The organism is Paenibacillus sp. LjRoot153, assembly GCF_964253085.1.
GTDB lineage: Bacteria > Bacillota > Bacilli > Paenibacillales > NBRC-103111 > Paenibacillus_E.
Genome location: NZ_CAXUQH020000001.1, coordinates 3044353 through 3068863, shown reverse-complemented (window position 1 = coordinate 3068863; position 24511 = coordinate 3044353). Strand labels below are relative to the sequence as shown.

The window sequence follows — 24511 nt, the reverse complement described above, 5'->3', positions numbered from 1 at the left end:
GCGGGTAAATGAGGCACTTCTTTGCATATTTTCTCAAGCGGTCGCATATATCCGTACACAGGTTCTGCTCCATGGGGTGACGCGGCCCAATTCACTGCATTCGCAATAACCCGCAAAATATATTTGTTGTTATAGGTAGGGTATTCTTCGTGTCCTGGCCGGAAGTAAAAAATTTTCCCAAGTCCACGCCTATAGGTACAGCCGCTGCGAAATACTTCTCCTCCTTGAAACCAGCTGACAAATACAAGCTCCTCGGGAGCAGGGATATCAAAAAACTCTCCATACATCTCTTCCGAATGCAATTCGATAAATTCGCCAATTCCTTCTGTAATCGGGTGAGAAGGGTCGACAACCCACAACCTTTCCCGCTCTGCAACTGTTCGCCATTTCAAATCACATGATGTCCCCATTAATTTTCGGAAAATTTTCGAACGATGGCCAGAATGAAGTACGATGAGACCCATGCCTTGCAATACCCTTGCTTGAATTCTATCGACGATCTCATCCGATACCACATCATGAGCCAGATGCCCCCACCAAATCAATACATCCGTATGGTTAAGCACCTCCGTCGTTAATCCGTGCTCCAACTGATCCAAGGTTGCTGTTTGAATTCGAAATCCGTACGGTCCAATACCAGCAGATATCGCTTGATGAATTCCTTTTGGATAAATGAGGGCTACTTGCGGGTCTGTTCTCTCATGAATAAATTCATTCCATATGGTAACTCGGATCGGTTTCATCTCAAACATCTGTCCGCTGCCAATCCTTACTTTCATCCTTTCATCCCTCCATTTTTCATATACCACGTTATTAATTTAAGTATTGGGAGCATATATGTTATTTAGAAGGAAGTGATTATATTGAAGATCTATATTGCCGATCGCGGGGATACCCTTATTAAAATTTCTCAAAAATTCCAGGTAGGATTACTGCAAATGATGTCGGTTAATCCACATATCGCAAGGCCCGATACCATTATCACAGGTGAGCGCGTTAACCTTCCTTCCATGACCATGCCTGAAGCCGAAAACCGAATCTTTACGGAATTTTGCCCGCCTCTGCCAGAGTCGGATTTTCTTCGCGAGTGGATTCCCCTCACTTCCGCAGAACAAATGGCTCAAATCGAATACGATGTGCTTATTGTGGGGACAGGAGCCGGTGGAGCAGCTGCCCTATGGCGGTTGGCGGAACAGTGGGGGGACAACGGAAAGAAGATTGGCATCGTGGACAGAGGAGACAGTTACCTGCCAACCAATGCAATGAATATAGCAACTATAAATGGCGATAACTTTAGAATTTTAAGACCCTACCAAATAACTTATCCGATTGGAGATCGGCTCCCGCAATATCCCGGCGCAAAGCTTATTTATGCTTTAGGCGGACGAACCTTGCTCTGGGGGGCGATCACTCCGCGCATGTCTGATCACGTCATAGCCAAATGGCCGGTTTCCATCCAAGAAATGAATTTTTATTACAATATCGCTGAAGAATTGATGAGCGTCACCCGCTCTTATACGAAAGATTCGTCGATTACCCAAATCCTGCTCAAGCGTCTTCGGGAAAACGGTTTTTACAATGCAGCAGATATTCCAGTCGCCGCCGATCTGGATCAAACCAGATTCGGTAAAATTCATTCAAACGTTTTTTACAGTTCCATTGTTGCTTTGGCGAGAGCATTAGCTCGACGTCCTTTTGATTTGGCCGTTAATACGTATGCTACAGAAGTGGTAACGGATGGTGGCAAAGCAGTCGGAGTTCGTGTGATGACCCCAGATAAGAAATCCCATTTCATTAAGGCGAAAACGGTCGTTTTATCGGCAAGTGCATTACAAACCCCTCGGATATTGCTTAACTCTAAGATTCCAGGAAAAGCAATCGGCCGTTATCTCATTAACCATTCGTACTTGATTGCCACAGCAAGCGTAAATACCCGAGGATTCTCTGAGCCGCTAGGTGTATTGGGTATTATCATTCCGGAGCTTATGGGGCAACCCTATCAGCTTCAATTACAAGGACCGGAACAATTTTTTAATTATCAATACGAACAAAAGCCGATCAAGGACATATGGAAAATCAGCTTTTTCGGCGCTTCCGGCGAGGTGGAATCACGTTACGAAAACAGAGTGTACGTGGATCCGAGCAGTCGAGACGAATACGGTGTACCAGAAATACAAGTCAATTTCGCATATAGTGAAAAGGATGAAGCGGTTATTCGACAGATGTCGATAGCCTTACAACAAGCTGCCAGCGTTATGAAGTTGGACCTGGCAACCACCAAGAACGGTGTTCCCGAGATTTGCTTAATGCCGATCGGAACCGATAACCACGAGTCAGGAACATGCAGGATGGGGGATGACCCGAATACTTCCGCCACGAACAGATACGGACAAATTCACGGCGTATCTGGCCTTTACATAGCGGACAGCAGCGTGCTGCCCTCCATCGGTGCAGCGAATACTACCTTAAGCATTATGGCTATGGCGATTCGGACAGCGGATTACATTATTAAGTCGCTACAAGAGTAAGCAGCGATGCTGGAATAAGAGGAGTCCACGTCTTTCCAGGCGCTACGGCGTTAACACGGATTCCTCTCTTGATAAGCGATAACGCTATTGAGCGGGTAAAGGAGGCAACTGCTCTCTTCGTCGCGGAATAATCGATTAATTCTTCAACGTACGCTCAAGCTGTTCGGTGGCATTATTGATCAGAATATCAATGCTTCCCAGCTCGGTCAAAGTCATCATCTCCATGCTCATTCAAATAAACGACAACGATATCCGCGCCCTCCTTGACAAAAAGATAGGCAATTGCACGTCCAATACTGCTGTCTCCCCCCGTAATAATCGCCACTTTATTTCGTAATTTTCCGTTTCCGATATGATTGGGGTCTTCAGTTCACCATAGCTATTTTGCATAATGAACGTCTCCACTAGCATTAGTTCCCTACAGATTATTCTTCGTTGCGCCAATGGGTGATAGCCTAAAAATTTTACAGTAATGCCCTTCCTGCGAATTACTTTCCAGTATTTTGGGGAAAATAATACAATTCTCAAGGAAGGACTTGTCTCATGAACCTATTCAAAAGGCTTACTCAAAGACGTTATCGTGACAATACGCCTTTGCATACCGTTCAGAATGAACCGGTTTCTACAATTACCCCTGTGTCTCAACGAGCACTTGCAGATGTTGATGATACTGCTATCTCTGAACATTTATTGGACAACTTGGTGAGAGTGAAGTCCGTTTTCAATCACTGCAGCGACATTGTCATCCTGGAGTGGCGCTACGGTCCACAAATGAAGTATGCCGCATTCTCCGTCTATTCGGACTCACTGATTCAGAAAAAAGAACATAACTTCTTTAAAGAATCGCTTCAGGATCTGATCACACAAGAAATTGGACCGGGAACGATGGTTACTCCAGACGATATTGACTATTTTTTCAGCCATCATGTCGCATCAGCGCAAAGTGCCTCATTAATTGAAGATTTTAATGAGGCCATAAATAACGTATTATTTGGCAGTCTGATCATTTTCTTTGACCAATGGAACAAAGCCCTAAGTTATCACGCCATAGGTCTTGAAACCAGACAAGTTACTGAATCGGTCACTGAACCGGTCGTTCAAGGACCTCGCGAAAGCACCGTTGAAAATTTATCAAAAAATTTAGGCATGCTGCGACTTAGGTTAAAGACCCCGGATTTTAAAATTGAAATGCTACCCGTCTCAGGGCAAACGAAAACGAGAGTTGCCTATGGATATTTGGAGGGAACGGTCAATCCGGACATGTTAGCCGAATTTCAAAGGAGAATGACTCGTCTTCAAGGCAAAGAAATATTAGAAACCTCGTATATCGAGGAAGCTATTGAAGATTCAACGTACTCTCCTTTTCCTCAATACCGTTACACCGAAAGACCAGATGTAGCCGTTGCCTCCTTACTAGAAGGGAAAATTGTCGTGTTGGTTGAAGGGACAGGATCCATGCTGATTTGTCCCGGTTTGTTAGCCGAATTGCTGCAATCCAGCGAAGATTATTATCAAAGAACCGTGGTTGCGAGTCTTATCCGTATATTGCGATTCGCAGCCTTATTTATTGCCGTGGGTTTGCCCAGTGTATATATTGCTTTATCCACTTTTCATCCAGAATTGATTCCGACCGTTCTCCTGCTCGCCCTTATTAATTCCCGTGAAGGGATTCCATTCCCCGCTGTCTTCGAAGCATTCATTATGGAATTTTTCTTTGAACTGCTTCGGGAGGCCGGAATTCGTCTGCCGCGTCCAGTCGGATCAGCGGTGAGCATTGTAGGTGCGCTTGTAATCGGAGAAGGGGCCATCAATGCCGGCATCGCATCCCCGATTATGGTAATCACGGTTGCCCTAAGCGGCATTGCATCTTTTGCCGTACCCCAATATAACATGGCCATAGCACTGCGTATTTTACGGTTCCCTGTCATGCTATTCGCAGCAGCGTTGGGCATATTCGGCATATTAATCGCATTCATGCTCATTTGGCTTCACTTGGCGAATTTACGCTCTTTAGGCCAACCTTATCTAGGCTCGCTCGCTCCTTTTAGACCAGCACAAATGAAGGATACGCTCATTCGTGCACCCCTTCGTATATTAATGCGCTCACCGCGAAACCCTCGTTAAGGCATCCTTGGAAACTATCCAACTCGTAAAACAGGAGTGAACAAACATCATGAAAAGGCAGATATGGATATTGTTCATAAGCTTATCGGCACTTTTCGTCTTGACCGGCTGCTGGGATCGGGCTGAGCTTCCTGAGAAAGGGTTTGTGATGGGGATTGCTTTGGATAAAGCCGGAAATGGGGATATTTCGCTGACTACTCAAGTATTTAAGCCAACCCAGGGTCTTGGTTCGATTGGCGGTAAATCGACCAATGAAAGCTATGCCAATGTGACGACAGTCGCGGCTACCCTTCCCAGAGCCATTCGGGATATTCCCATTAATCTCGGTCGCAAAACCCAATGGAGTCATACCCGTCTGATTATTATCGGAGAAGAGCTTGCTCGTGAACAGGAGATATTCCCTTTACTCGAATTTTTTTATCGGGATCACGAGCCCCGGCTGACAGTTTCCATCATGATCACACAAGGAAGAGCTGACAAATATTTGAATATTAAGCCGATCATCGAGAATACGATAAGTCAACAATTATTTCAAAGCGAAAAATCATCTGCATATACCAGCGGCAAAACAATAGATACCAATTTGCTGAAACTGGGTCTGCAAATGAAAAGCGAGGTCGGTAATGCTACAGTTCCCTATCTGTATTTATCCAAAGATGGAAAGACAGTCACGAACATTGCTGGTGTTGCCATGCTTAAAAAAGGGAAATATGTGGGTAAAATGGAACCATCTAACGTAGAAATGGTACAAATGCTTCTTAACAAATATAGAAGTGGGATGATTGAAGTCCCCTGTCAGAATCCGTCCAAGCCCAAACAGAGCAATGAAGTCATTGAAATCATCTCCCTCAGAAGTAAATGGCAGCCTACTGTGATGAATGAGGATTCGCTGAAAGTTCAAGTTAAGGTTAACGCAGAAATAGCTCTCATGGAATTGTCCTGCTCTAACCTGGAAGCGGTAGATGATGAAATAAAGTTTGCCAAACAAGTGGAGGAGACGATCAAACAACGAATTGAAGAAACAACTCGTTGGTTAAAAAAAAATAAATTCGATGCCATCGGCCTGGGCAACAAAATTTATCAAAAAAAACCGACTTTGTGGAAGGAATGGAAACCGCAATGGGATGACCGCTTTGCAACCACTCAGTTTGATATCTCAGTTGATGTTAAGGTCATCAACAGCGGAACATCCATCGGCAATCCAATTTTCCAAAAATAGAAGGGACAAGACCAATGTCGATCAAGATCTTCCTGCTGCTTATGATTTACGCGACTTTTTCAATGGCAGATATACCGAGACTTAAAAAGCTGACCAGTCGCGAGATCATTGCTTATTCCGCAATGCTGCTGATTTCTCTTTATCTCGGCATTAGTTATGTATTTAACCTGAAATGGCCTTTTCTGGAAGAAGCCGCCGCTGTACTCATTAGTGATCCTGCCCGTCGCATTGTTGAATTTTTAAAGGTTCCCTCTTAACTAATCGAAATCGCAACTGCGGGGGTGTAGTGATGAAAGCCAAGGAACAGATTAGCTCCTCACAAATGGTAGTCTTATTTTTTTCGTTCATGACGGGATCTTCCATCGTAAATATCCCAGGACCCCTAATCGGCTACGCCAAAAACGGAGCATGGATGTCCCTTCTCCTCTCCATAACTGCTGGCGTATTGTTCCTATCCTGCATTCTATTTTTGTACCAAAAATTTCCAGATCTTACTTTCATAGAAACCAGCAAGGCTTTAATCGGCAAATGGATGACAATCCTTCTTTTTATTCCCTTCATTTCGTTTCAATTCCACATGACATCTGGAATTGTCCTCGATATTGGGTTGTTTATGACAAGTTCCATGTTGCGCGAAACCCCGTTGTATCTATTTGTACTTACTGTATTTGTTGTCATCGCTCTAACCGTACGTTCAGGGATTGAGACGATCGCCCGAATGCTCTTTGTTCCTATGGCGTTGGTCCTCAGTTTCGTCATTCTTATTCTTGTATTATCTTCCAATAATTATCAGGTTGATCATCTTCTCCCTATCCTGCCGGATGGCATCAAGCCAGTCCTTCTTGGTGCATATTTCTCATATGGTTTCCCCTATGTCGAACTTGTGCTTATGGCTATGCTGCTTCCTTACGTGCGTAAAGAAGATCGGCCACATGTAAAGAAAGGCATGTATTTCGCCTTATTTTTGAATGGTTTTTTTTTAATAGCCGTAACGCTCAGTACCATACTGGTGTTCGGTCCAATGGCTGGCGAACGAAAATATTCGATGTTCGAGGTCGCCCGAATCATTGACCTGCTTGAAGTCATTCAAAGAATTGAGTCTCTGATCGGCATCTCCTTGATCATGACTTCTTTTATAAAAGCAACGATCACCCTCTTGATATTGAATTTGACACTCACGAAATTTTTCGGTCTTCGCGACGATCGAATCCTTGTCTTTCCTCTTGCGCTAATCTGCTTTCTCTTTTCTCTGCATCAAATTGAAAATGGAGCCACCCCTTGGATTTATGCGGTCTCCGTCATTCATGCGTTATGGGCCACTTACTCTTATTTGTTGCCGTTACTTGTCGTTACTGCAGCAGCAGCAATAAGAAAAAAGGTTAAATCACCAATACCCTCACAAACAGAGCACGATGAGTTAACCTAATATTACCGCTACATCACGGAAGGCGATGCTCATCTCCTTCGACTCAACTCATTTTTATGACAGTGAACGCATTAAAATAAATTGTTTTGCTAGAAAATGCGGGGTATACGGCATATCCTTTCGAAGCCAAGCAACAATCGTTCCGATCAAGGCTGAAGATCCATACCAAATGGCAATGTCCTTTTGAATACCTGCTTTAGCTAAAATGGATTCATCCCCCATTTTCTCTATTCTTGCCGTTATCAATTCCGTTAACAGTCTTAACATACGTTCTGTAAAGATTGGAGTACGTCTCGAGGCGAGTACGACTTTATAAAACTTAGGATGTTCTGCAAAATGTTCGAGCAATTTCACCAACATCGGCCAGTCTTCTTTAGTAGAATCCTGACAAGCCGAAGCATTGTTCAAAATTCGATTAACGTCCTCGATCATTTCATCCGCCATCTTCTCCAGCATATCCGGAATGTCTCGATAATGCAGATAAAAGGTAACACGGTTAATGGTGGCGCGCTCTGCCATGCGATTGACCGATATTTTCTCGATGTCCATCTCCTGAAGTAATTCGACAAAAGCATCTTTAAGCAATTGACGTGTTCGGAGGATCCGAGGATCTATACGGGGTATTCGATTATCCATGCATTCAAATTCCTTTTCTATTACGTATTAAGTACATCAACATGAGTGATTACTTTATTCTAATACACACTTCGCAAAGTATACTACAATATGTAAATTTAATCCAATGAGCACTTTAGTAACACGAATTCGTAAGCTTACATGACATGTAAATTTTGATTGCCCAAATGGCTCGAATAAGGTAAAACTATACTAATAAACTTTTTTATTATATTTGAAATGCGAAGGTGGATGACAGTGTGTTAGTTCAAGTGGACAATGAAGTAGCTGCAAGAGAATATGTACATGGCATTTACGAAACCGTAGTCAAACGTAATCCGAATGAAACTGAGTTCCATCAAGCTGTTAAAGAGATTATCGAATCTTTAATTCCTGTTCTCTCGAAGCAGCCGAAGTACATGAAACACGGAATTCTTGAGCGGCTCGTGGAGCCAGAGCGTTTAATCACGTTCCGAGTACCCTGGGTAAATGACCAAGGAATTACGCAAGTGAATCGCGGTTTCCGTGTGCAATTTAACGGTGCAATTGGCCCCTACAAGGGTGGTTTGCGTTTTCATCCTTCCGTTAACGCTAGCATTATCAAATTTCTTGGATTTGAGCAAACACTCAAGAACTCCCTTACTGGCCAGCCGATCGGTGGCGGTAAAGGTGGCTCCGATTTCGATCCCAAAGGAAAATCAGATAATGAAATTATGCGATTTACACAAAGTTTCATGACTGAGCTTTATAAATATATTGGGCCGGACACTGACGTGCCAGCTGGAGACATTGGTGTAGGTGCGCGCGAAATTGGTTATATGTTCGGTCAGTATAAGCGAATTAGCGGTGCTCACGAGTCTGGTGTGTTAACGGGGAAAGGCATTATCTATGGCGGCAGTTTAGGCCGTACAGAGGCGACTGGTTATGGCTGTGTTTACTTTGTAAATGAGATGCTGAAATCTAAGGGCCTTAGCTTCGAGGGAAGCACAGTCGTCGTTTCCGGATCCGGCAATGTGGCTACCTATTCCATTGAAAAAGCAGTACAATTAGGCGCTAAGGTCATTGCTTGCAGCGATTCCAATGGTTATATCCATGATAAAAACGGAATCTGTCTCGAGACTGTTAGACGTCTGAAGGAAGTTGAGCGGACGAGAATCAGTGAGTATGTGAAGGAACATCCGACTGCGACTTATCATGAAGGTTGTCACGGCATATGGTCCATTCCATGCGACATTGCGCTCCCTAGTGCAACACAGAACGAGATCAATGAGGAGTCGGCAAGACTTCTTGTAAGTAATGGGGTAAAAGCCGTAGGGGAAGGCGCGAATATGCCATCTACTTTAGAAGCGATTGATGTATTCCTGCAGGCTGGCGTTTTGTTTGGGCCAGCCAAAGCAGCGAATGCAGGCGGTGTTGCCGTTTCCGCACTAGAAATGTCGCAAAACAGCATGAGATACTCCTGGCAGTTCCATGAGGTGGACGATAAGCTCCATACGATTATGAAAAATATATACAGAAGCGCCGTCCAAGCTGCTGAGGAATATGGCCATCCCGGCAATCTCGTAGTTGGCGCCAATATTGCAGGCTTTACCAAAGTGGCCGACGCCATGATCGCTCAAGGTGTCGTTTAAGACGCCAAAAGCCGCTTAAAACTAATAATGGAGCTAAGCATGTTCAAGCCGCTTAGCTCCTTTTTCATCCAAATATTATTCCTTTATGCCAGTTGAAATCCGATTCGATGTCGCCCAACCACAGCCCCTAAGCTGTTAAGAATTTCATCCGGGCACAACTCCCGGAGTCGCTCAATTGTAGTTCCATCTTCGTATCCAATTTGTGAAAGAATGGCGGCCACGATATACGCCCACTTATCTTCGCTCCCATCTGCAACCTTTAGAGCAAAAGCCAATCCCTCTCGTTTCAGCGCAAAGCCGTATATGCCTTTGGCTCCGCCTTTCGCAACAATATTCGCGTCCCGGAGCAACGCTGGACAGATGAGCCCCGTCCCTGATACCCAATCCGGGCAGGCATTCATTGCGGTGGTCAGGTCCCGTGCAGCAGCAGAAGTAGCAGCATCCTCCATGATTTCGGGATGTGCGAGCCTCTGAAATGCTTGCGCCACATGATACAAAGGCATCGCGTAAACAGGAAGACCGCAGCCGTCTATGCCGAGCTGTAAGCGATCCCTGTTAAGCCCCGCCATTTCGCATATGATCGCACGCAACTCCTGCTGCAGCGGATGGTCGTCCTTTTCATAGCCTTGAAGTGGATATCCCTCTGCCTGACATACCGCAAGCAAGCATAAGTGCTTCCCTGAACAGTTGTGATAGAGTTTCCTTTCCAGATGACCATCATGCAGCAGCCGATAATGACTTGGCGTATGCAAGGGATAGGATGCCCCGCAAACCAATTGCCCTTCATTTAAACTAAGCTTATCTAGCAATGCTTCTAAAGTGTTCACATGAAATGACTGTCCTCGATGAGATGCTGTCAGAACAGCCTGTTCCTCCAACGTTAGGCCATATTTCTTATGAAGTTGTCTGCGAAAAAAGGGGATCGCCTGGAAAGGCTTTGCCGCCGATCGTAAATACGTGACATGGTATGAATCGCCTACCTGATATCGAATGTTACCTTGCAGGTCGATCCCAACCACATGTCCCCAAAATTCACATTCCACTAGATGCCCACGCCTTTCTTCTACAAGCAATGCCGCATTCGTCATTCGTAGCTTAGTACCTCCCTATGCCTCATGCCTCCTGCCACAACCGCCTTGTATTGTCCATCGCGATCTTCGAGGCTTCCCTGCATTCCTCCATACCTTCAAATTCAATGGTAAGATAACCATTGTACCCGGAATCCTTAATGAGCTTCATGATTCGACGCATGTCGATATCTCCTTGACCAACAATCGCTCCTCTTAGATAGTTGCCATTCGCCGTTGTAAACCATGCGCCTTCGCCGGGATGCTCATCATACGGTCTGAAATAAAAATCCTTCACATGGATAAGTGACGCATAGGGTAAATTTTTACGCACACCGATAAGCGGCTGCTCATCTACACACATGAAATTGCCAATATCCAATGTCGTCTTGAAATTAGGGCGATTTACCTCCGTTAGAACGCGCTGTACACGATCGCTTGCCTGTACGCTGAAGCCGTGGTTTTCTATGGTCGTCGTAATCCCATATTGGGAAGCATAATCGGCTATGATGCGGCTCCCTCTTACCATCGCGTGTAAATTCGCTTCGAACCATTGAAGTGTCATCTTTTCAGGCGGTAAAGTAAAGGCAGTCACATCATGCCGCATATGTGTCATGCCAAGGCTTTTGACCAAATCAACATGCTGCTTGACTCGCTCTATCTCAGCTTCGAAAGCCTCTTCCGTCTCCTGGACGAAGTCGGCCGGCATCGAATAGTTGGATAGTTCGATACCTGTTTCCTTAGCCTTCTCACGAACTGCAGCTGCTAGCTCGGGTTTATCGATAAGTGTAAAGCCATAGGGGACGATTTCCATATGCTCGCCGCCGTGATCCGAAATCCACTGAATGACGTCTAAGACTGTCATCTCCCCAGTTTTTAATGCACCCAGCAAGCTATATGTGCTAAGACCGATTTTCAATGCTTATTCACCTCTGCCACTTATTCGATTTCCAGTGCGATCACAGTATCCACGTCATCTGGGAGCTCGGCGCCGGTCAAATGAATGAATGCCCCGCTTTCGGTATCCGAATAATGTTCTGCCATCCATGGTGTGGAAACCTTAAGTTCTGAGCCGTCCGCGAGGAGTCTCGCCTTTTTGATTTTCCCCTTTAGCCCCTGGAAATAAATCGGTCCGATGCCGCGATCAAATACGTGGGCATATAACATATTCCCATTTTGCGTATAGCGTCCCCATTCTGGCTTCAGAAGCGAGGATGCTCCGCATCCATAAATGCTTTCGCCATTACGCCGCATCCATTCACCAACCGACGTCAATATTTGAATGGACTCAGTTGGAATTTCTCCTCTTGCATCTGGCCCGACATTTAGAAGCATATTGCCGTTCTTACTGATGCATTCGACTAAAGCTCGCACAACCTGCTTGGGTGATTTGTAGGCATAATCCTTCGCATGATAGCCCCAGTTGTCGTTAAGCGTAATACAGGCCTCCCATGGTACGTTTAGTCCGTTTTCGTCGACAATACCGCCGGGAGGAACGATTTGTTCAGGGGAATAAAAGTCGCCAGCATACACCTCAGGTTCTGACTTTTTAATATCTCCGCCAAGCCGGTTATCAATAATAATGTCTGGTTGCAAGGACCGAATCATGTTAACAAGCTCAGTTGCCCTCCACTTCTCACCCGTCATATCGTCGTAAGAGAAATCGAACCACATTACATCAATTTTACCATAATTTGTAAGTAATTCTTTCACTTGTGCATGTAAATAATCCACATATCGCTCGAATTGGATAGAACGGTTTTCATAAGCTCCATTGTCTCTCATCGGATGAATGCGATCCCCATAGGCAGGATAATCATCGTGATACCAATCGATTAGTGAATAATAGAAACCGACCTTCAGTCCCTCTTGGCGAAATGCTTCCACATATTCCTTGATCAAATCCCGCTGCGCAGGTGTGTTCGTCGCTTTGTACGCCGTAAACTCGCTGTCAAATAGACAGAAGCCATCATGATGCTTTGTCGTTAGGACAGCGTACTGCTGTCCCGCCGCCTTTGCTGCTCTCGCCCAAGCCCGCGGATCATAGCGGTCTGGTCGAAACTCTCGGAAGTACGGTTCGTACTCCTCATTACTCAGCTTCTCGACACTTCGGACCCACTCCCCTCTAGCGGGGATTGCATACAATCCCCAGTGAATAAACATGCCGAAACGTGCTTCCCGGAACCAGTCTGTTCGCTCCCAACGCTTGTTCATGTTTTCCCTCCAATTTCGAGAATCGTTACCTGCAATCACTTTTTATACACTTTATCGTAGGCATCCTGATAGATTTTGATGAATTGATCCATACCGGAATCTTTCAGACCTTTCACGTAAGCGTCCCAATCTTTGTCAATGCTTTTGGCTCCCATGATGAACTGCAGCATAGACTGTTTGACGTAATCTGTAATAATCGGCTTCAATTGTTTAACTTGATTAGCCTGATCGTTCGTCAAGAAAATATCCGTAGGGAATTCTTCTTTCGGTTGGTGTCCTTCATACAATTCTTTGGTAGCTTTGTACAGACGGGTTTCCAAACCATCCATCGTATAGATGTCCTGACTAGCTGCATAGGCAGTTTCTCGATATTCGGAGGAACGAAGGCCCGGTCCCATTTGATTCCAATGGTCATTTTGCACCTGACCTACACCATAAGTCGTTTCTTTCACCTTAAACTTGGCTGCGGTTCCGCGTGTGTTTTTATCATTCGCATCCGCTTTCACCCAGTTGCGACCTTCTTCCCCAAAGTTGGACATTGTCGTGCCCTCATCTGTGTACAGATAATCGGCTAGACGAATTGCTGCTTCCGGATTTTTGTTTTTATTCGTCACGGCAAACACCGAGTTCCCAATGCCAATGTAGTGAGCCGCGAACGATGCTCCGTCTGGACCCGTAAGCGGCGCAATCGGATCATAGTCCTTGTGGCGCGTTGCCGTTGGCGAGGCATCTGTGAATTCGCCGAACCAGCCTGCTGGAATCGCGCCGGCGATCGCTGGACCAGGACTATTCCCTTTTTGAGAAAGCGCATCCGATTTCTGCGTAAAAGCTTCCTTATCAATCAAGCCTTCCGCATACAATTTGTTCAAGAATTGCAGACCTTTTTTGAAGCCTGGTTGGTCGACTGACGTTGCCAGCTTGCCACCGTTCATCATGAAATAATTGTTGTCCGCATTGAAATAGACGAACGAGTTCATAACGAATGTCTCAATATCCGTATGCCAACCGGTCGGTGAACCCGTGAACGCAATTTCATCTGCTTTGCCATTCCCATTCGGATCCTTTTCCTTAAACGCTTTGAGCATATTGTAGAAATCATCGGTCGTCTTTGGTGCGCTAAGGCCGAGCTTTTGCAACCACTTCGTATTCACCCACATTTTGGCAGAAAACTGGCAGTGATAGCATTCATTCACGGAAGGTATCGCATAAATGTTGCCGTCCGGCGCAGTGATCGCTTTCTCCAAATACGGAATGTCTTTGAATGCTTTCTTAATATTCGGTGCGTATTGATCGATTAACTTATTTAACGGGAGAAGTACGCCTTGTTGACCGTAAAGGAGCTGTTCCTCTTTCGTTAAATTACCTTGCATGAAAATATCAGGATAGTCGCCACTAGCAAGTAGCAGCTGTTTTTTCTCATTCAAAGCCGCTGTTTCGCCGGGCACAAGCTGCCAGTTCAAATGAATATTCGTCTTTCCTTCCAAATATTTGGTAAACCAATTCGAATTCAAATCGGCAATGTTTGCAGATTGTGGCGCGAAAGCACTCATTGTAATTTTATTTTTAGTAATAGGAAAGCCAGTAGCGTTAAGTTCTTTTCCACCGCCTGAGCTTCCAGCCTCTGTAGGACTAGCACTACCCTGTGGGTCATCATTATTGGACGTGCAGCCCACTACAGGCAAAGTTATGAATAAAATCAGGACCGCCGATAACCAAGTTTTTCTGGTTCCTTTACTAACCATGCGCAAACCCTCCTTGTTTTTCATAGACATTCAATTTCCATATGGTTAAAACCTGGTCAAATCCCCGGCATCCCTCCCCTCAATGTGTAACTGGATTCAACCTTTCAGAGAACCAATTAGTAGTCCTTTCACAAAATGCTTTTGTACAAAAGGATATAACATGAGAACAGGCGCACTCGCTACGACGATTAGTGAATATTTAAGAAGTTCCTTTAAGCCTTGCCGATCTGCTAGTTCTTTAACATCCTTTATCATCGTTGGATCAATGGAGTTCAGGATTAGAATGTTTCGTAAAATAAGCTGCAAAGGATACAATTCAGCTGATTTCAAGAAAATTAACGCTTCAAAATAGGAGTTCCAATAGCCAATGGCATACATAAGCACGAGAACGGCAATGATCGGTTTGGACAGCGGGATGACAATTCGGAGTAGGAACTTAAAATCGCTGCATCCATCCAAATGTGCCGCCTCCGTTAGTTCCGAAGGAATAGATGTTTGGAAAAACGTCCTCGCCAGAATAACTTGCCAAACCGATATGGCACCAGGAATAATCATTGCCCATCTCGTGTCCAGCAACCCCATTCCTTTGACTGTCAAATAATAGGGAATCAAGCCCCCGTTGAACAGCATTGTAAAAATAAACAGTGCTGTGATGACATTGCGTCCATAAAAGTTTTTGCGTGAAAGTGGGTAAGCCGCTGTTATCGTCAACGTCACGCTAATCAGTGTCCCGAAGAATAGATAGAACAAAGAGTTCCCGTAACCCGTCAAGATTTGCGGATTCTGAAATACGGCTTTGTACCCTCGAAGGGTAGGCTCAACAGGGAACAACCACACTTTGCCTGAGATCACAGCTGACGATGAGCTGAATGATGAACTAATGATATAAATGAGCGGATACGCCACAATGATTAAACAAATGACCAGAAAGACATAGACAAAGAACAAGTACATTCTGTCGACACTATTTTCAAGAATGCGTGTTGGTGCCTTTCTCGCTTTGAGAAGCACGGTTTGCTCGGAATTAACCATATCATTTGCCTCCTACCACAAGCTTGTCTCGGAATTTTTCTTGGCCACATAGTTGACCACAATGAGCAGCAATAAATTGACAACCGAATTAAAAAGTCCGACAGCTGCAGAGAAACTGAAGTTCGCTCCGACCAATCCCATTTTGTAAACATACGTAGATATGACCTCTGACGCTCCAACATTAATCGCATTTTGCATCAGATACACCTTTTCGAATCCAACGTTCATGATTTGACCAGCATTCAGAATGAGTAAAATCACCGCCGTCGGCATAAGGCTCGGCAAATCGATATTTATCATCCGTTGAAACCGTGACGCACCGTCTACTTTCGCCGCCTCATACAAATGCGGGTCTACCCCTGCCAGAGCGGCAATGTATATGACCGAGGCATATCCTGTAAACTGCCATACGTCCGAAAGGACATAAACGGTTTTGAAATACGCCGGCTTTGACATGATATTCTCCGCTGGAAAACCAAACTTATCAGCTAAGAGATGAACGAAGCCGAGCTGTGGTGAAAGGAACAGCATAATGATCGAGACCATGATAACCGTAGAAATGAAATACGGGGCAAAGGTGACTAACTGTACAGTCCTTTTAAAGATCCCGTTTTTCAGTTCATTCAAAGCTAGAGCAAGTATGATCGGTGCCGGAAAGCCGACAAGAAGTGAGTAAAGACTGAGCAATGCCGTATTTTTGATCACCCTCCAAAAAATGGGCAGATGGAAAAAGTCAACAAAATGCTTGAAACCGATCCAATCACTTCCCCATATTCCTTTCGTGACCATAAAGTTTTTAAAAGCGATTTGTACGCCAACCATCGGTATGTATTTAAAAATGATCAAATAAACAAGTGACGGCAGAATAATCAGATAGAGTTGCCAGTTTTTCTTTACCATTTTAAGTGCTATACTCATGGTACTCCCCCTCGATGCAGTGACTATCCGCTTGTATTAAGCGCTTACAAATCCAATAATAACGAAATATGTCTCATAATTATAGGGATCATTTTTAAGCAGGTAGTGTCCGTTTATAAGGTGGTGATCCGTGAAAATGAAGCCTGCTTTCAACTATCAGAATTTGTCGATTGTGAAAAAAATGGCAATAGGCTACATCTTCATCATCTTCATTCCGATTATTTCATTCGGCTTATTCCTTTATAACCAAAACTACAATAGCTTTCTCGAAGAATATGCGCAAGGCAGACAAAAAATTGTGAATCAAGTCCTTAATAACGTCAACGTAAGTACGGTACAGATCGAATCTGCGTATCAGCTATTCCAAAATAATTCGAACACGATTGCCTATTTAAGCGGGAACTATCGAAGCGATTTTGAGCAAGTTTCCAATTTTTTAACCTACATCAGACCTTTGTTTTCTTATATTTTGTCATCTAATCGAATGATCGATGGGATGACCATTTACATGGAGCAGCAGAACGGTATGATTTTCCGACCAGAAATGGCCAAAATGAACGAGTTCAAGCTGGATGAGAGCATTAAAAAGCTTCCACTAGGTGTAGGTAAATGGATTACGTTTACTAATGGCTCGGATCAAAACCTCAATCTTCATTATTTCCACAAAATTGGAAACCGGAATTTTGAGCAGGACATCGGTCTTCTCGATATCAAGGTAACCTCAAATTTCATTAAACCATTATTGGAATCGCTTAATTTGAACAGTAAAAGTAATTTATATGTGCTTGATCAGGATTATCAGGTCATTTCGCATATTGAAAAGATCCCCTTATCCCAAGATTCAGAGAAGGCCTTACTTGCCCAAGCTGTTGTGCCAAATGCAAAATACTCGTATCACACGGTTAATGGAAATAAAATGCTGATTGAATCGTTTTATGCTGACAGTCTTAAGCTGCAGTTTGTGATGATGGAACAAGTAGACACCGTCTTTATTGGAATCAAAAAAAATAAGTATATTCTCCTAATGATCGTCGCCCTGCTATTATTACTTCTTTCCGGCATCTACTATTTGATCGCCAGTTCGATTACGAAACGCATTCTGAAACTTTCAAAACATATGCGGCAGGTTGACGAAAATCATTTCCCTATCTATCGCGGGGAGATTAATAAAGACGAAGTCGGACATCTGACCTCCTCTTATAATGCAATGATCAGACGCATGGATGAGTTGGTTAATACCGTGCATCGTTCGGAAATGCTGCGTAAGGAATCGGCCTATCTCATGATGCAAGCACAAATCAAGCCTCATTTTCTATACAATACGCTTGAGTCAATTCGCATGATCGCAGAAGCCAACGATGACCCCGAAGCAGCTGAGATGTCCTATACGCTAGGCAAGCTATTCCGCTACAGCCTATCTGGAGCGAAAAACGAGACTTCGCTGCGAGAAGAAGTGGAAAATGTCAAAGACTATATCAAAATCCAACAAATTAGATTAGCTGACCGCCTGAAAGTAACGTTTGAGATCGACGCGGCTATCGATAATTTTCAATGTCCCCACTATATGCTGCAGCCGATCATTGAAAATAGCATCGTTCATGGGATTGCAAATGTAAGAAAACAAGGCTCACTTTCGATACGCATTTGGGAAGACGCTGCATTCATGTTCATTACCGTTGTTGATTCTGGTACTGGTATTGAGAAAGAACGACTTGTACTCATCCAAGGGGTGTTAAACGGCACCATGGATGTCCATCGTTTGCAGAAGGATGGCGGAGGTCTCGGAATTATGAATGTAAACGAACGTGTAAAAATGTTTTTTGGCGAACGTTCAGGTATTCAACTGGAGAGTCAGCATAATGAGGGGACGACATGTATACTCAAGTTAGCTAAGGGGGCAACGGCATGAGGTTGATGGTAGTCGATGATGAACCTATCATCTTAAATGGGATTATCCGTATGATTGAGAAAGCGCATACACCATTTATCGAGATCATAGGTGCTGCTGACGGCATTGATGCAATGAATAAGCTAGCGACCTTTCAGCCAGATTTGATCCTTACCGATATTCATATGCCTGAAAAGGACGGACTCACGCTGATTAAGGAAATACAAGCTCTAAACCTTTGCAGCCGCTTCGTGATCTTAACTGGCTATGGCGATTTTGCTTATGCCAGACAAGCGCTTCGTTATCAAGTCATCGACTATTTGTTGAAGCCGATTAACAAGGATGAGCTCATCAGCTTACTAGGAAGAATCGGGAGAACCATTCAGGAGGAACAAAAGCAAATCATCGAGCATGACCTACTTCTGCTTAAAGAACATATCCTATTCAATACGCAGTTGGAAGACTTGCCGCTTAAACCTGAACAGTTGTACACCCTGCTTCCTGATCCTTATACAACAATAATCGTATTCCAAGCAAATGAACATGAACCTATTTTGACGGCCGATCGACTCGCTGGCATCGAACCCATTTTGGCACGTATTTTCCAGATTACGTATATCGTTCAATCTCGATTTTTGCGGCAAACGATCATGATTGCGAATAGTGTCCATTGCCCAACAGATGAAGATCTACAGCTTGCATGTGACGAGTTGTTCGATACTGCTAGAAAGCAAGACAGCGGATTTTGTATTGGGGTCAGCATTAAAAAGAACGATAACGCGCATATACGCGATTTGTATATTGAGGCAATGGCAGCGATGTTATTCAATCGGTACTTTTCTTCCAGCAGATTAACTATCTATCAACCAGAGTCAGAAAACATACATCATCACTTTGAGCATCTTGTACAATACATTGAGCATTCAATTGACAAGCAGCTTAATTTCGAACAGATTGAAAAGGATGTGCAGTCCATACTGCCTCATTTCCCAGGCAATACGGAAGGTAATAACAAGCTTCGGGAGCAGTTTCTTATTTGCATTGGTGTTTACTTGCAAAGTGTTGGTCTAACACCTGAAACTATCTGGGGTGAACATGCAGCAACCAAGCTATTTGTATCGAACAATACGTTACATGCAGATATCCAGATCTCGGAGATCATCGCTCAGCTCATTCAATATACCCGCTCCACTGAGCAAAGCCAACCGAATTTACTTACAATTGATAAAATAGTCGCTTTCGTGGAACAAAATTACAAACAGGATTTATCGCTCGATGCGGTTGCCGATCATGTGCAAATGCACCCCAATTACATCAGCATGTTGTTTCGTAAAGAGATGGGACTAACTTTCCTTCACTACTTGCATACCTTTCGACTTACCAAAGCCAAACAAATCATGCAAGAGAATCCGGAATGGCCGATCAACACGATTGCGGAGCTAGTTGGTTACGAAAACCCTCGGCATTTTTTCAAGGTTTTCAAAAAATTCGAGAACATTACACCTGGGCAATACAGGCTTGAAAGTGCTTCTTTTTGAAGTTCGGTTCGACCAAAGCTCCCAGATTCACTGAAATGGGGACAGATCTCAAATGGATCTGTCCCCTAATTTGTCCAAACTATTCATTTACATGCCAAGCACCCTCAGCTTCCCCTCGACCTCTTCGATCTTCAGGAAAAGTGGACGCTCATTCGGCGTTTGATTCGGCGTGTGGACAGCCAACATCAAGCTTCCGTCGAATGCATGGAACAGCATCCCATGTCCACCATCGCTCCGAAAGAGCGCCTCTTCCTCCTGCACCCAAGGGCCCAGCACGGTCCCTGAGACTGACGTAGCAACTCCCAGTGCATACGTGTTGTTAATAAAACTTGCCCACAACATCAGCAACACGCCTTCAGCTGTTCGATACAGCGATGGCCCATCGGTCACATAGTTGTCTTGTCTTGGATAACGAGCATGCTGAAACGCCGTTGGCCATGAAGCTTGCGATGCGGAAAAGAGCACGACGGGCTCACCGATTGTTCCCCTAAGATCCTTAGTCATTCTTACAGCGCACACCTGACCGTCCGCAACCTGCTGCCATTCCCGGCAAAATACGATCCACGGCAATCCCTCTTCATCGATGAACAATGTCCCGTCCAGCGAGCACCAATCCTTCGGCGTGACAGGACCCTCACTGTGCGGCGTAAAAGGTCCTAGCAGACTGTCACTTGCCAGCACCGCTGTCCCCAACAAATTATTGTCCTTCCGCCGGAAGGTCGCAAACATATAATAGCGGTCCTCATATGGGTACACCTCAGGTGCCCAAAAATTGTTCTCGGAATAGAAATCCGCTCCTGGTCTAAACACAGCATACGGTCCTTCCCACTCCAGCAGATCCCGTCCTACATAGACATTAAATCCAGTCCCTTTGCCCCAAATATTCGTATCCGTACTGCCGAACAGATAGTATAATCCTTCCCCTTTTACAGGAACAACGAAGGGATCTCGAATCTGTAGATCACTATTTTTTATCATCGCCATACCTACTCGCCTCCCCTATTACCGATATGTTGGATAAATAACGCCTATATCGCGCACACTAGTAAACTGTCCCTTCACGAACTCAACCTGCTCATTTCCCTTCACGTGAAGCGGAATCTCTTGACCCTCATACTGAACGGTACCCTCAATGGTCCGAACACTCATGCCAATGATGGCTTTCAATTGGCCATTACGGTCCGTCACTGCCCTTGTCCCGAAAGGGATCTGCATATAAGCCTCTCCATTGCGATATATCGTTCCACCGTCTCTCGTTGTGACGAATTCGAATGTGACCCCATCGACGATTCGACTGTAACCCATCTCTGCTGCCATAACCTCGCCATGATCCTGCGGATACGGCACCAGAGCAGTGAACCAAAGCTCTCCATCTGGCCTTGGCAAAATTCCACACATCCGCTCAACGAAGTCTAGCAGACACAAAATAGCTGGTGAATAGGACTCCGTATAGCCCTCTTTCCCTGTCCAAGGGCTTACCGTTTGGGCAAAGCGCGTCATCTGTGCCAATGCTGTAATAATCGGGTTCAGCACCCAGGTAAGCTCCACATAGCGATGATGATGTTCGAAGGCATGCGGCGTACGGATCAAGCTCAAGAAATTCGACGTGCCAGCCCATGTATTGTAGTTCGAGAATGGATCGAAGCGCGGATCGTCCATAGCAACGGATGTAAATGGATATTTGGCGAAAAATTTGCTTGTATTGAGCAAATACTTCCGCAGCGATGCTGCAAAAAACTCCCCATCGCCTACCTCACAGGCAAGCACACGCAACAAGACATCAGACTGAACGCGAACCCATTCGTTATTCCGATCTACATCATAGAAGAAGGAATCCACTTCATCGAAACAATGATCGAACAAGCTGTCCAAGCTCATCTCTGCCTTTGCTTTCCACTCCACTGCCGCTTGCTCATCCCCCAGCTCCTGTGCCATACGCGATAAATAGAGACGCTGACAGTACACATTCGCCGTCAAATCCGGCGCTAAGAATGGCAAAGTCGGTGAATCAGGATTATACTGCCGAGCATCGTCCAGATGGGCAGAATCCGGCACGTGCCAGAATCGCGGGGACAAGTCGTGTCCCGTATCAAACGTGCAAAATGCCTCGACACAGCCCGTTTGACGTGTATCGCGATACGTCGTAAGCCATTCGTCATGACGTACCATGGCCTCATACATTTTCCGCAAAAACGCTTGGTTCTTCCCGTTCAACTCGTAATGGTTCCACACGCTTCTGGCCAGCGGGGTCACCATTTGAATTTGCCGATAGGCGGGGCCGTTCTCCGTCACTTTATAAGGCAGCTGACCGTCTTCCTTCTGGTAATCTGCGAACAGCTGGAAGGTATCCTCCGATACGGTCGGCAGGAACCGCGACAGCAGTTCATTGTTGATCGTCCCCGTGCTTTCCATCCAGCAGCCCAGATAAATGCCACCCTCGTGCAGTACAGGCGCATCCCCCATCGTAGGTACGATGCAATCGAACAGCTTGCTCAGCCCATTGTAATACGTCTCCTCCAATCGCCCGCCTGTCGAAGCAAACTTCACACCGGCATCAAGCCACTCTTTCCGCACATCATGATCTGTTGCTTTTTTCAGCTGACCTAACTGCGCCTCCACAGAAATCCAGCGAAGCCGATCTATCATGTTCTCACCCATATAAGTAGTCCCCCTTTAATAAAAATGGACTGCCTTAGGCAGCCCACTCTGTTAACCTTTCACACTGCCCATGACTAGGCCCTTCATGAAATACTTCTGTAAGAATGGATAGAATACCAATATTGGCATTGCCGCTAGGAATACTTGCGCCGCCTTGAACGTACGATCGGAAACCTCTGACATGTACAACTCAGTTGACGAAAGCGTACTAGAATCAGGATTGACAATAATCGTTTGCAAATAGCTCTGCAGCGGATAATTCGAAGGCGAGTTCATGTAAATCAAACCGTCGAACCACGAATTCCAATGCATGACCACGGTAAATAAGGTGATAGTTGCCAAGGCCGGCTTAGACAATGGAATGTACATGCTCCAAAGCACCTTCCAATGACCCGCTCCATCAATGTACGCAGCTTCTTCAATTTCCTTGGGTAAATTCCTGAAAAAGTTCAACAGCAAAATCATATTAAAGACATGCACAGCTCCGGGAAGCACTAGCGCCCAAATGGTGTCCAGCAAGCCGAGTGCTTTCATCGTCATATAGCTAGGAATTAATCCGCCATGGAAAAGCATCGTTATGATGAAGAACCACGCGTATACATTCCTTGCACGAAGCGTCGTTGTTTCTTTAGAAAGCGGATAGGCAATCAAGATCGTAATCACCATATTAATCGCATAACCGAGCACTACTCTTTGTACAGAAACATATAATCCTTCAAGAAACTCCTTCTTCGTTAACGCATGTTTATACGAGGCAATCGTGAAATCCACGGGCCAGAGCTTGACGAAACCACCAGCCGCAGCGCTGCTTGAGCTGAAAGAGACAGCTAGCACGTTAATCAGCGGCAATAGACATAGGAACGCTATTAAACCAAGCAATATATAGTTAACTAACAGAAATACTTTTCTGCTCGTTGTCACTTTCTGCATAACCTTTCCCCCTTGCTTTAAAATATCCGATAACCCGTATACCGATTGGCAAGCTTATTCGAAATCACAATCAAGATGAAAGCAATAACGGATTTAAACAATCCTACCGCCGTCGCTACGCCATATTGCGCATCAACCAAGCCGATCCGGTAAACCATCGTATCAATAATATCTCCTGTACTGTAGACCATCGGACTGTACAGATTGAACACCTGATCGAAACCAGCGTTCAATACATTCCCTAAGCTTAGAACAGTCATCAGCGTGACAATAGGCAGCATACCGGGGATTGTAACGTGGAGCGTCTGCTTCCAACGATTCGCTCCATCCACAACCGCAGCTTCATATAAGGACTGATCTATAGCCGTGAGGGCAGCTAAATAAACGATCGTGCTATATCCGAATTCCTTCCAAGTGTCTGAAGCGACAAGTGTAAAAGGAAACCAGTTTTCGTTGCCAAGGAAAAAAATAGGTTTGATGCCCAGCAAGCCAAGCATCTGATTCACAATGCCGCCTGAAGGCGAGAGAATATCAATTAATATGCCTCCCAGGATGACCCAGGACAGAAAATAAGGAAAATAAATAATCGTTTGTATCGTACGTTTGAATGCCGTGCTTATGACCTCATTTAAAAGAAGAGCAAAGATAACTGGAACAATTAAGTGAACGATGATCTTCATGACAGCAATGAAAACCGTATTCCATACTACACTCGAAAAATTGGGCATCTCCAACATATAGCGGAAATTATCGAGTCCAATCCATTTGGAATGAAAGATTCCTTTGGACGGTACAAATTTTTGAAAAGCAATGACGATCCCAGCGATTGGTACATAGCTAAAGATAATCGTAAGAATGACACCAGGTAATAGCATAAGATGCAAAGGAATTTCCTGCAGTTTTTTATTCATTTCCGTTTGTACTCCTCTCCGTTTGCATGTAAGGACAAATAACGAAGGGGAAAGCAGTGTACGACCGCTT

The 24511-nt window shown here is 44.8% G+C and carries 19 protein-coding genes and 2 pseudogenes; 8 read left to right on the top strand and 13 right to left on the bottom strand.

The annotated features are described in order from the left end of the window. Positions 1-26: 26 nt before the first annotated feature. A pseudogene (locus ACSQ8P_RS12895) lies at positions 27-779 on the bottom strand (ThuA domain-containing protein); the annotation flags it as partial. A 75-nt stretch (positions 780-854) separates the two neighbouring features. Here ACSQ8P_RS12895 and ACSQ8P_RS12890 point away from each other — a divergent pair. Next, the gene (locus ACSQ8P_RS12890; protein ID WP_436235548.1) at positions 855-2528 is read left to right on the top strand and encodes a GMC oxidoreductase; all 1674 of its coding nucleotides are present in this window, start codon (positions 855-857) and stop codon (positions 2526-2528) included. A gap of 4 nt (positions 2529-2532) precedes the next feature. Here ACSQ8P_RS12890 and ACSQ8P_RS12885 read toward each other — a convergent pair. Continuing rightward, positions 2533-2895: pseudogene (locus tag ACSQ8P_RS12885) on the bottom strand (SDR family NAD(P)-dependent oxidoreductase); the annotation flags it as partial. Between the two features lie 176 nt (positions 2896-3071). Here ACSQ8P_RS12885 and ACSQ8P_RS12880 point away from each other — a divergent pair. Genes ACSQ8P_RS12880 through ACSQ8P_RS12865 form a run of 4 tightly spaced genes read left to right on the top strand, consistent with a single transcriptional unit; the run spans position 3072 to position 7297 of the window. Further along, positions 3072-4652, top strand: coding sequence for a spore germination protein (locus tag ACSQ8P_RS12880; protein ID WP_436235547.1), 1581 nt, complete (start codon positions 3072-3074; stop codon positions 4650-4652). Positions 4653-4701: 49 nt separating this feature from the next. Next, positions 4702-5871 carry a Ger(x)C family spore germination protein gene (locus ACSQ8P_RS12875; RefSeq protein WP_436235546.1) on the top strand — a complete coding sequence of 390 codons (1170 nt, stop codon included), beginning with the start codon at positions 4702-4704 and terminating at the stop codon, positions 5869-5871. 14 nt (positions 5872-5885) lie between these two features. Continuing rightward, complete coding sequence (locus ACSQ8P_RS12870) at positions 5886-6128, top strand: hypothetical protein (RefSeq protein WP_436235545.1); 243 nt, start codon at positions 5886-5888, stop codon at positions 6126-6128. A 32-nt stretch (positions 6129-6160) separates the two neighbouring features. Beyond that, positions 6161-7297 (top strand): GerAB/ArcD/ProY family transporter, encoded by a 1137-nt coding sequence (locus ACSQ8P_RS12865; RefSeq protein WP_436235544.1) that lies wholly within the window; start codon positions 6161-6163, stop codon positions 7295-7297. A 54-nt stretch (positions 7298-7351) separates the two neighbouring features. Here ACSQ8P_RS12865 and ACSQ8P_RS12860 read toward each other — a convergent pair whose 3' ends face one another. Next, a complete protein-coding gene (locus tag ACSQ8P_RS12860; RefSeq protein ID WP_436235543.1) occupies positions 7352-7933 on the bottom strand; it encodes a TetR-like C-terminal domain-containing protein in 582 nt (193 codons plus the stop codon). 239 nt (positions 7934-8172) lie between these two features. Here ACSQ8P_RS12860 and gdhA point away from each other — a divergent pair, with 239 nt between their 5' ends. Next, a complete protein-coding gene (gene gdhA, locus ACSQ8P_RS12855; RefSeq protein ID WP_436235542.1) occupies positions 8173-9543 on the top strand; it encodes an NADP-specific glutamate dehydrogenase in 1371 nt (456 codons plus the stop codon). An 83-nt stretch (positions 9544-9626) separates the two neighbouring features. Here gdhA and ACSQ8P_RS12850 read toward each other — a convergent pair whose 3' ends face one another. The 6 genes from ACSQ8P_RS12850 to ACSQ8P_RS12825 all read right to left on the bottom strand — a co-directional run bounded on the left by ACSQ8P_RS12850 (position 9627) and on the right by ACSQ8P_RS12825 (position 16516). After that, entirely contained in the window at positions 9627-10631 is a 1005-nt protein-coding gene (locus tag ACSQ8P_RS12850) for an asparaginase (RefSeq protein WP_436235541.1), read from the bottom strand. Between the two features lie 25 nt (positions 10632-10656). Continuing rightward, positions 10657-11529 carry a sugar phosphate isomerase/epimerase family protein gene (locus tag ACSQ8P_RS12845; protein ID WP_436235540.1) on the bottom strand — a complete coding sequence of 291 codons (873 nt, stop codon included), beginning with the start codon at positions 11527-11529 and terminating at the stop codon, positions 10657-10659. A 20-nt stretch (positions 11530-11549) separates the two neighbouring features. Further along, positions 11550-12824: an alpha-L-fucosidase gene (locus ACSQ8P_RS12840; RefSeq protein ID WP_436235539.1), complete on the bottom strand. Its 1275-nt coding sequence runs from the start codon at positions 12822-12824 to the stop codon at positions 11550-11552. A gap of 35 nt (positions 12825-12859) precedes the next feature. Next, positions 12860-14566: an ABC transporter substrate-binding protein gene (locus tag ACSQ8P_RS12835; protein ID WP_436235538.1), complete on the bottom strand. Its 1707-nt coding sequence runs from the start codon at positions 14564-14566 to the stop codon at positions 12860-12862. 96 nt (positions 14567-14662) lie between these two features. Then, the gene (locus ACSQ8P_RS12830) at positions 14663-15598 is read right to left on the bottom strand and encodes a carbohydrate ABC transporter permease (RefSeq protein ID WP_436235537.1); all 936 of its coding nucleotides are present in this window, start codon (positions 15596-15598) and stop codon (positions 14663-14665) included. A 12-nt stretch (positions 15599-15610) separates the two neighbouring features. Beyond that, complete coding sequence (locus tag ACSQ8P_RS12825) at positions 15611-16516, bottom strand: ABC transporter permease (protein ID WP_173115096.1); 906 nt, start codon at positions 16514-16516, stop codon at positions 15611-15613. 136 nt (positions 16517-16652) lie between these two features. Here ACSQ8P_RS12825 and ACSQ8P_RS12820 point away from each other — a divergent pair, with 136 nt between their 5' ends. Both ACSQ8P_RS12820 and ACSQ8P_RS12815 read left to right on the top strand, forming a co-directional pair. Beyond that, entirely contained in the window at positions 16653-18425 is a 1773-nt protein-coding gene (locus ACSQ8P_RS12820) for a sensor histidine kinase (protein ID WP_436239515.1), read from the top strand. Next, a complete protein-coding gene (locus ACSQ8P_RS12815; protein ID WP_436235536.1) occupies positions 18422-19942 on the top strand; it encodes a response regulator transcription factor in 1521 nt (506 codons plus the stop codon). The genes ACSQ8P_RS12820 and ACSQ8P_RS12815 overlap by 4 nt, the downstream gene beginning before the upstream one ends. 87 nt (positions 19943-20029) lie before the next feature. On the opposite strand, the gene ACSQ8P_RS12810 is transcribed toward ACSQ8P_RS12815, so the two are convergent. Genes ACSQ8P_RS12810 through ACSQ8P_RS12795 form a run of 4 tightly spaced genes read right to left on the bottom strand, consistent with a single transcriptional unit; the run spans position 20030 to position 24441 of the window. Next, entirely contained in the window at positions 20030-20920 is an 891-nt protein-coding gene (locus tag ACSQ8P_RS12810) for a glycoside hydrolase family 43 protein (RefSeq protein WP_436239514.1), read from the bottom strand. 24 nt (positions 20921-20944) lie between these two features. Further along, positions 20945-22600: an MGH1-like glycoside hydrolase domain-containing protein gene (locus ACSQ8P_RS12805; protein WP_436235535.1), complete on the bottom strand. Its 1656-nt coding sequence runs from the start codon at positions 22598-22600 to the stop codon at positions 20945-20947. 51 nt (positions 22601-22651) lie between these two features. Then, positions 22652-23530 carry a carbohydrate ABC transporter permease gene (locus ACSQ8P_RS12800; RefSeq protein WP_436235534.1) on the bottom strand — a complete coding sequence of 293 codons (879 nt, stop codon included), beginning with the start codon at positions 23528-23530 and terminating at the stop codon, positions 22652-22654. 17 nt (positions 23531-23547) lie between these two features. After that, positions 23548-24441, bottom strand: a complete 894-nt coding sequence (locus ACSQ8P_RS12795) for an ABC transporter permease (RefSeq protein WP_436235533.1) — start codon at positions 24439-24441, stop codon at positions 23548-23550. Positions 24442-24511 lie beyond the last annotated feature (70 nt).

What these genes read in the sequence shown, in the direction of transcription:
- ACSQ8P_RS12870 (WP_436235545.1), top strand. Translation starts at nt 5,886, where the DNA reads ATGTCGATCAAGATCTTCCTGCTGCTTATGATTTACGCGACTTTTTCA.
- ACSQ8P_RS12865 (WP_436235544.1), top strand. Translation starts at nt 6,161, where the DNA reads ATGAAAGCCAAGGAACAGATTAGCTCCTCACAAATGGTAGTCTTATTT.
- ACSQ8P_RS12860 (WP_436235543.1), bottom strand. Translation starts at nt 7,933, where the DNA reads ATGGATAATCGAATACCCCGTATAGATCCTCGGATCCTCCGAACACGT.
- ACSQ8P_RS12875 (WP_436235546.1), top strand. Translation starts at nt 4,702, where the DNA reads ATGAAAAGGCAGATATGGATATTGTTCATAAGCTTATCGGCACTTTTC.
- ACSQ8P_RS12880 (WP_436235547.1), top strand. Translation starts at nt 3,072, where the DNA reads ATGAACCTATTCAAAAGGCTTACTCAAAGACGTTATCGTGACAATACG.
- ACSQ8P_RS12805 (WP_436235535.1), bottom strand. Translation starts at nt 22,600, where the DNA reads ATGGGTGAGAACATGATAGATCGGCTTCGCTGGATTTCTGTGGAGGCG.
- ACSQ8P_RS12810 (WP_436239514.1), bottom strand. Translation starts at nt 20,920, where the DNA reads ATGATAAAAAATAGTGATCTACAGATTCGAGATCCCTTCGTTGTTCCT.
- ACSQ8P_RS12820 (WP_436239515.1), top strand. Translation starts at nt 16,653, where the DNA reads ATGAAGCCTGCTTTCAACTATCAGAATTTGTCGATTGTGAAAAAAATG.
- ACSQ8P_RS12840 (WP_436235539.1), bottom strand. Translation starts at nt 12,824, where the DNA reads ATGAACAAGCGTTGGGAGCGAACAGACTGGTTCCGGGAAGCACGTTTC.
- ACSQ8P_RS12830 (WP_436235537.1), bottom strand. Translation starts at nt 15,598, where the DNA reads ATGGTTAATTCCGAGCAAACCGTGCTTCTCAAAGCGAGAAAGGCACCA.
- ACSQ8P_RS12800 (WP_436235534.1), bottom strand. Translation starts at nt 23,530, where the DNA reads ATGCAGAAAGTGACAACGAGCAGAAAAGTATTTCTGTTAGTTAACTAT.
- ACSQ8P_RS12835 (WP_436235538.1), bottom strand. Translation starts at nt 14,566, where the DNA reads ATGGTTAGTAAAGGAACCAGAAAAACTTGGTTATCGGCGGTCCTGATT.
- ACSQ8P_RS12795 (WP_436235533.1), bottom strand. Translation starts at nt 24,441, where the DNA reads ATGAATAAAAAACTGCAGGAAATTCCTTTGCATCTTATGCTATTACCT.
- ACSQ8P_RS12825 (WP_173115096.1), bottom strand. Translation starts at nt 16,516, where the DNA reads ATGAGTATAGCACTTAAAATGGTAAAGAAAAACTGGCAACTCTATCTG.
- ACSQ8P_RS12815 (WP_436235536.1), top strand. Translation starts at nt 18,422, where the DNA reads ATGAGGTTGATGGTAGTCGATGATGAACCTATCATCTTAAATGGGATT.
- ACSQ8P_RS12850 (WP_436235541.1), bottom strand. Translation starts at nt 10,631, where the DNA reads ATGACGAATGCGGCATTGCTTGTAGAAGAAAGGCGTGGGCATCTAGTG.